Below are 6,808 nucleotides of genomic sequence, written 5' to 3'. Positions count from 1 at the left end.
TATTTGAAGCAACGAAATAAGATTGAAACATTGTTTGGTTTGTTGAAAGCTAAATACAACTTAGTGACAAGTAAGGCGAGAAGTGTTCAAGGCTATTTAGCAGGAATTTATGCATCTTTATGTGCGTATCAGGTTTGTCATAAGAATAAGCCGAACATTCGAATCATCGGTGCTTCGGCTTAAACAGGATTCGGGTTATCTATAATTTAGATTATTTAATAAATTTGGACGGAAGCTGAAGATAATGTCATCCTTAAATATGAGAGAGATGATTTCGTGATTGTTCATTTAATTTGATATCGTATTTGAGTACGGAAAACATTGCATTAGATAGTTTTAGAATGGTATTTGCTGTGTGGGGGGTGAGCAGATGATACTGTGCTAGAAACCACACAGAACGAATTTCATGAAAAAGAAGATATGGAGTCAATTCTTGAAGTGTAAATTGATGAGTGGATTGTTGATTATAGTGATTTATAAAACAATGTATTTTATCCAAAGAATATGTGCTTTGAGGACGATTTGATTGTATATTCCAAATCATAATCGCTAAATCTAAGCAAGGCGTCGATAAACAGCAATCTTCAAAATCAATTAAAGTTGCACGGTGATTATGAATAAATATATTTTGTGCTCTAGGGTCGCCATGACAAATCGAATGTCCAGATTGAAAATACTGTGTTTGAGCAGTTTCAACCATATGGATATAATGTTTTTTTAACTCAGGTGAAGCAAAGTCTAGATTAGACAGTGCACTCATGTGGTGGAGTTTTTGATTGATATCTAACAATGGAATTTGAATGTTTGAAGGTAGAGTAAGTTGATGTAACTGAAATAAACTACTTGCAGACAAGGTTAAGTCATCATCATCTAAAGTACATGCTTTCCCCTGTGCTGTTAGAAAAACAAGTACAGCACTTTTTTGATTTTGGATTGAAATCAAGCAACTGAGTGTATTGGCAGTGCTCACGAGTGCTTTTGCAGAAGCAATAGAGTGCAACACTAAGACATTATTAAGATGTCCTTCTTGCTCTACAGAATGTTTCGATCGATTTGCATGAAATATTTTAATAAATATAGGGCAGTGAGGGAATGATGTTTGACGAGCAGATAAAATGACATTCATACCTGCTCTAACTAAAGTGCAATCACTGCAAGCAACAGCATAGTTTTCATATAACCATATAGGGATTTTTGACATGAGGTGAGTGAGTGCTGTCATAAAACACCTTAAAAAGATACATGAATAGAACGGATTTTTTTGCGAATAGATAATGAGCTAGACTCAAATCAATCCCAAACATTGTATATACAGACCATGTATACCAATGAAAAGAGTGCAAATCATCTAGTAGATTGAGCCTGAGTCTAGGTTAAATACATGACTATTGAGTTAAATGACGATATTTTTCTTCATCAAACCCTACAATCAGCCCATGGGGCGTTTCTAATATAGGGCGTTTAATCATACTAGTATGTGTTATGAGTGCGTCAATCAGAGCACTTTGATTATCTAAAGCCGCGCGTTGTTGATGTTCGTCAAGTTTACGCCAAGTGGTTCCTTTTTTATTTAAAATCACTTCTGCGCCTGCTTGTTCTAACCACTGTTGTACATGTTGTGCATCTATACTGTGTTTTTTATAGTCATGAAATTCATAGCTCAAACCGAGAGTGTTGAGTAAATCAAAGGCTTTTTTCATTGAGCTACAATTTTTAATACCATATATTTTTAACATGCTGTCGTATCCTTCGTGAAATCGTATGGTTTGGTGGTTTGAAGAATATAGATTATCTAGCGATCAGTGCAAAAAAATAAAGGCTAAAAAGCAGAAAACCCGCATTAAATCATCCTGATTATGCGGGTTTCACTGTGTTAACGTCCAATGTTAAGTCCTTTAAAACGTATGATTACTCATATGTTTCTTTCCTTCCTACGGCTTCCTATCCTTTTGTGTCATCCTGACATGTCCCTGTGCCGTATGAATATAATGCCGTGATTGGGTGCAAATAAATAGAGGTAAAAGCGACAACTCGTGTAAGCCATTTCCACGTAAAAAAAGAACAAGTGTTCTCTTAGTTACATAAGCTTATTCTTTTTATAGAAAAATGCTTTCAATGTGAGGCAATATAATCAAGGATATTCTAACACGATGCGCTTAGATTGAAATCCCTTTTCTAAGACGCATCGGTTAATCACATACTATTCAATTTAATTTAAACAATAGTCAATAATGACAGGGGCATGATCGCTATACCATTGTTCACGATAGACCCATGCATTGATTGTACGGGCTTTCCAATCTGGAGAGCAAGCTTGATAGTCAATGCGCCAACCGACATTTTTAGCACGTGCTTGGCCACGATTTGACCACCAAGAATAAAGCTCTGCTTCTGGACGCACAGTGCGAAAAGTATCTACGTAACCGAGTTCATCATACATATAATCAAGCCATGCACGCTCGTGTGGTAAACAACCCGATGAGTTTTTATTACCTGACCAATTTTTAATATCAATACGTTTATGCACGATATTGTAGTCACCACAAATAATGATTGATTTATCTTCATCACGCCATTGTTTTAAAATGGCTTGATATTTTTCTAAGAAAATTTCTTTACGCGCTTGAGCTTCATCACCCGATGAACCTGAAGGTAGGTATAATGAGCAAATATAGGCATTTTTTTCAAGGCCTAAGTCAAACTCAGCCGCAATAAAACGCCCTTGGCTGTCTGCAAGTTCAAAACCCAAACCATCGGTCACAGATACAAAAGGTAAGCGACTAAAAATAGCAGTTCCCGCATAGCCTGCTTTTTCGGCAGGAAAGAGGTGTGTATACCAACCCTCAGGCTTAAACTGATCGGTACATTGCGCATGGGTAATACGGCTTTCTTGAATACAAACCACATCGGCATCAGATTGCTCTAACCATTCGAGTAGTCCTTTTTTAACCGATGCACGTAAACCATTCACATTGAGAGAGACAACTCGCAGAATTTTTTGATCACGTGTATAGCTATCCTTTGGTATCATGGCGGTGTTTTACCTCAATATCTAAATTTAAAAATGGAGTGCTTCATGACTAAGCAGTTTAACATACAGGCTTTTATTGAACTTGCCTTATCTCGGGGTGTTTTAAAGTTTGGTGAATTTACCCTAAAATCTGGTCGTGTAAGCCCATATTTTTTTAATGCAGGTCTACTGTCTGATGGTGAGGCATTGTCTGTTTTAGCTGATGGTTACGCTGCAAAATTACAGCAGTGTGAGCATGTTGATGTGATTTTTGGGCCGGCCTATAAAGGAATTCCTTTTGTGGCGGCAACAGCGGTGGCACTGTCTAAAAACCATGCACAAAGCGTACCGTGGGGCTTTAACCGAAAAGAAGCCAAAGACCATGGTGAAGGTGGCGTATTGGTGGGTGCATCTGTGGCAGGTAAAAATGTTTGGATTATTGATGATGTGATTACAGCAGGTACAGCGATCCGTGAAGTAGTGACACTACTCAAGCAAGCAGGGGCAAATATTGCAGGTGTATTGGTGGCGTTAGACCGCCAAGAGTGTGGACAAGGTAAACTCTCTGCCATACAAGAAGTTGAACAAGAATTAGAAATTCCTGTACATGCGTTAATGACCATGCAAGATTTAATGGCATATTTAGAACAACAAGGTGAGCAAACAGCACTTGAAAATATGCAAGCATATCGTCAGCGCTACGGTATAGATGTTTAATCGATTTCAAACAAAAGCCCTTGTGTTGAAAGATACAAGGGCTTTTTTTATTATGAAGCTGCTTTTAGGACTGCGATCATGTCTGTATCTTCATGATATGTCTCGTCTGTTTCTTTACAAATGACTTGCCCAACAATCACCTGTGTACCATTAAATGTCATGGTGGGCGAACCATGTAATGTCCAACCTTTGTTGAGTGCTTTGCTCACACGGGCACAAAAGGCTGAATCATCTACACCTGTTAAATAACGATAAAGTTTCATGGATTTTCTCACATCAGTAATAAATACAGTGTCTTAAAGGTTTAATCATGTACATTCAAAGGATATCAATAAAATCTATTTATGAAATATGAATAACTAATTAATAAATTCTTATTTTTTTACGGTGGGCTAGCACCATACCATATATTTTATATTAATAAGCAAGCACGACCTTATGAAAAAGCAATATAAAAAACCCTTGATTACCACATTTATTGTGGTTGTGGCACTTGTTGGTTTTTTAATTTACCAAACTCAAGGAAAGAATGCAGTTGCAACCACACCAACAAAACCAATTGTGATTGCCTATCAAACAGGGGTTGATCCAAGTAAGGTTGCGCAATCAGAAGGTTTATATGAAAAAAATAGCCAACAGACGATAACGTGGAAAAAATTCGATACCGGTTCTGATGTCGTTAATGCTTTAGCTTCAGGCGATGTTGTGATTGGAAATATTGGTTCTAGTCCGTTTGCAGCCGCTGCAAGTAAAGGTATTCCAATAGAAGCTTTTCTTATTACTTCAAAGTTGGGTAGCTCAGAGGCCTTGGTGGTGAATCAAAAATCTGGCATTACACAACCAAGTGATCTTATTGGAAAAACAATTGCTGTCCCTTTTGTTTCGACCACACATTATAGTTTGTTGTCTGCACTGAAGCACTGGAACATTTCAGAAGATCAAGTCAAAATTATTAATTTAAGACCACCTGAAATTATTGCTGCTTGGAACCGTGGCGATATTGATGCAGCTTATGTATGGGAACCTGCTTTAAGTAAAGTGAAAGCGACAGGACACGTGCTGGTAGACTCAAAGCAAGTGGGGCAGTGGGGTGCACCAACGTATGATTTATGGGTAGTGAGAAAAGATTTTGCTGAAAAAAATCCAGCGTTTTTAAAATCTTTTGTATCTACAACGCTGACACAGTTAGATCACTACAACCAAGACCCAAATCAATTTACTCTTGATACAAAAAATGTGAATGGTATTTCAACCCTGACGGGCTCACAGCCTGAAGACCTGAAACTGTTATTATCTGGAAATACTTATTTAAATAGACAGCAACAAATAGATGCTTTATCTCATGAGTTTGCGAAAAATATTTTAGATACAGCACAGTTTTTAAAACAGCAAGGTAAGGTAGATCAAGTTCAGCCTGATTACCATCAAAATGTATCGACAGCATTTTTACAGTAAATCTAGAGCATATTATGAGTACACTCACTGCAAATCATATTGGATTAACCTTTCCAACACAGATACATCCAATACTTGAAGATATCCATTTGGAGATTGCATCAGGCTCACTCACGACCGTTTTAGGGGAGTCAGGTTGTGGTAAAACCACCTTGTTAAATATTTTAGCGGGTTTTCAATCACCCACAACTGGACAAATTTTACTTGATCATCAGCCTTTACATGGTCCAGATGCCAGCCGTGCCGTGGTGTTTCAAGAACATGCTTTATTTCCTTGGTTAAATGTACAAGACAATGTGGCATTTTCTTTGGAAATTCAAAAAATCCCCTCAAAAGTTGTTGAGGAAAAAGTAGCACATATATTAAAAATTGTGGGATTAGACCACGTAGCACAATCAAATATTTGGGAATTATCTGGAGGAATGAAGCAACGAGTGGGCATTGCACGTGCTTTGATTAGCCCTGCCGCATTTATGTTGTTAGACGAGCCATTTGCTGCTTTAGATGCCTTTACTCGAGAAAATATGCAACAGCTCGTTTTAGATTTATGGGTGAAGCAAAAAAGAAGTTTTTTCTTAATCACACATGACATTGAAGAAGCACTGTTACTGAGTGAAACATTGATTATTATGCAAGCAAGACCTGGAAGAATTACTAAAAGATTAACGTTAGATTTTTCACATCGTTATCGTGATGGAGAAAATATTCGTTCCATTAAATCCGATCCTCAATTTATTGAACTGCGAGAAGCATTATTTTCTGAATTGAGCCACGATATGGAATTAAAGATATGAGTGATTTAGTTGATTCAACGCCAAAAACTCAAAAAAAACGCTTAGCCAGATTTTTTGATCAGTATCAGACTGTTATGTTAAGCCTTTTAAGTGTTTTTATCCTTTTAAGTGTGTGGTCTTTAATCACAACTTTAGGGCTGATTTCTCCACTGTTTTTACCAAGTCCTCAAGCTGTTTTTCAAAAATTTATTGAGGTGAGTCAGCATGGCTTTATGAAAGCCACTTTATGGCAACATTTAGCTGAAAGTATTACTCGAGTGTTTATTGCACTCCTTGCTGCGATTGTTGTTGGTGTGCCTGTTGGGTTGTGGATGGGCTTGAATCGATGGGCGAGGGCAATGATTGATCCTTTGGTAGAGTTGTTAAGACCCATTCCGCCATTGGCCTACTTACCATTACTTGTGATTTGGTTTGGTATTGGTGAAACCACTAAAATACTGCTTATTTTTCTGTCTATTTTAGCACCCATTATCATTAGTAGTACACATGGTGTAACTAGTCATCAGCAAAATAGAGAACGCGCAGCTCTTTCTCTTGGGGCAAGTCGTACACAAGTCTTTTATTACGTTATTTTACCCACAGCATTGCCTCATATTATTACAGGTATTCGTATAGGGTTGGGTGTGGGTTGGTCCACCTTAGTGGCAGCTGAGTTAGTGGCAGCAGATCGAGGCATTGGTTTTATGGTTCAATCGGCAGCACAGTTTTTAATCACTGATGTTGTGGTGTTAGGTATTATTGTGATTGCGATTGTTGCAGTGAGTTTTGAACTATTTTTACGTTGGTTACAAAAACAATTTTCCCCGTGGTATGGCAAACAAATGTAGGAGAG

8 protein-coding genes and 1 pseudogene are annotated in these 6,808 nt (G+C 37.7%); 5 read left to right on the top strand and 4 right to left on the bottom strand.

The window, feature by feature from the left end; all coding sequences use genetic code 11:
* Nucleotides 1-183, top strand: a pseudogene (locus I2F17_RS06420) (IS982 family transposase); the annotation flags it as partial.
* Between the two features lie 70 nt (nucleotides 184-253).
* Here the strand turns inward: I2F17_RS06420 and I2F17_RS06415 are convergent.
* The 3 genes from I2F17_RS06415 to I2F17_RS06405 form a co-directional block, all read right to left on the bottom strand.
* A complete protein-coding gene (locus I2F17_RS06415; protein WP_211139382.1) occupies nucleotides 254-1,222 on the bottom strand; it encodes a phosphotransferase family protein in 969 nt (322 codons plus the stop codon).
* A gap of 163 nt (nucleotides 1,223-1,385) precedes the next feature.
* Nucleotides 1,386-1,736, bottom strand: coding sequence for a Spx/MgsR family RNA polymerase-binding regulatory protein (locus I2F17_RS06410; RefSeq protein ID WP_196421782.1), 351 nt, complete (start codon nucleotides 1,734-1,736; stop codon nucleotides 1,386-1,388).
* A gap of 473 nt (nucleotides 1,737-2,209) precedes the next feature.
* Complete coding sequence (locus tag I2F17_RS06405) at nucleotides 2,210-3,031, bottom strand: exodeoxyribonuclease III (protein ID WP_196421781.1); 822 nt, start codon at nucleotides 3,029-3,031, stop codon at nucleotides 2,210-2,212.
* 45 nt (nucleotides 3,032-3,076) lie between these two features.
* On the opposite strand from I2F17_RS06405, the gene pyrE reads away from it, so the two are divergent.
* On the top strand, nucleotides 3,077-3,727 hold the full coding sequence (pyrE, locus tag I2F17_RS06400; RefSeq protein ID WP_211139381.1) for an orotate phosphoribosyltransferase: 651 nt from the start codon (nucleotides 3,077-3,079) through the stop codon (nucleotides 3,725-3,727).
* Between the two features lie 50 nt (nucleotides 3,728-3,777).
* Here pyrE and I2F17_RS06395 read toward each other — a convergent pair whose 3' ends face one another.
* Entirely contained in the window at nucleotides 3,778-3,990 is a 213-nt protein-coding gene (locus I2F17_RS06395; RefSeq protein WP_196421779.1) for a DUF1737 domain-containing protein, read from the bottom strand.
* A 175-nt stretch (nucleotides 3,991-4,165) separates the two neighbouring features.
* Between I2F17_RS06395 and tauA the strand changes: the two genes are divergently transcribed.
* Genes tauA through tauC form a run of 3 tightly spaced genes read left to right on the top strand, consistent with a single transcriptional unit; the run spans nucleotide 4,166 to nucleotide 6,803 of the window.
* Nucleotides 4,166-5,182, top strand: coding sequence for a taurine ABC transporter substrate-binding protein (tauA, locus tag I2F17_RS06390; protein ID WP_211139380.1), 1,017 nt, complete (start codon nucleotides 4,166-4,168; stop codon nucleotides 5,180-5,182).
* Between the two features lie 14 nt (nucleotides 5,183-5,196).
* Nucleotides 5,197-5,976 (top strand): taurine ABC transporter ATP-binding protein, encoded by a 780-nt coding sequence (locus I2F17_RS06385; protein WP_196421777.1) that lies wholly within the window; start codon nucleotides 5,197-5,199, stop codon nucleotides 5,974-5,976.
* The gene (gene tauC / locus I2F17_RS06380) at nucleotides 5,973-6,803 is read left to right on the top strand and encodes a taurine ABC transporter permease TauC (RefSeq protein WP_196421776.1); all 831 of its coding nucleotides are present in this window, start codon (nucleotides 5,973-5,975) and stop codon (nucleotides 6,801-6,803) included. Before I2F17_RS06385 ends, tauC begins: the two co-directional genes overlap by 4 nt.
* Nucleotides 6,804-6,808 lie beyond the last annotated feature (5 nt).

It is taken from the genome of Acinetobacter baretiae (assembly GCF_015627105.1).
In the GTDB taxonomy this organism is placed as follows: Bacteria; Pseudomonadota; Gammaproteobacteria; order Pseudomonadales; family Moraxellaceae; genus Acinetobacter; species Acinetobacter baretiae.
Note: the sequence above shows the minus strand (reverse complement) of the source record. Positions and strands in the feature narration are given on the sequence as shown.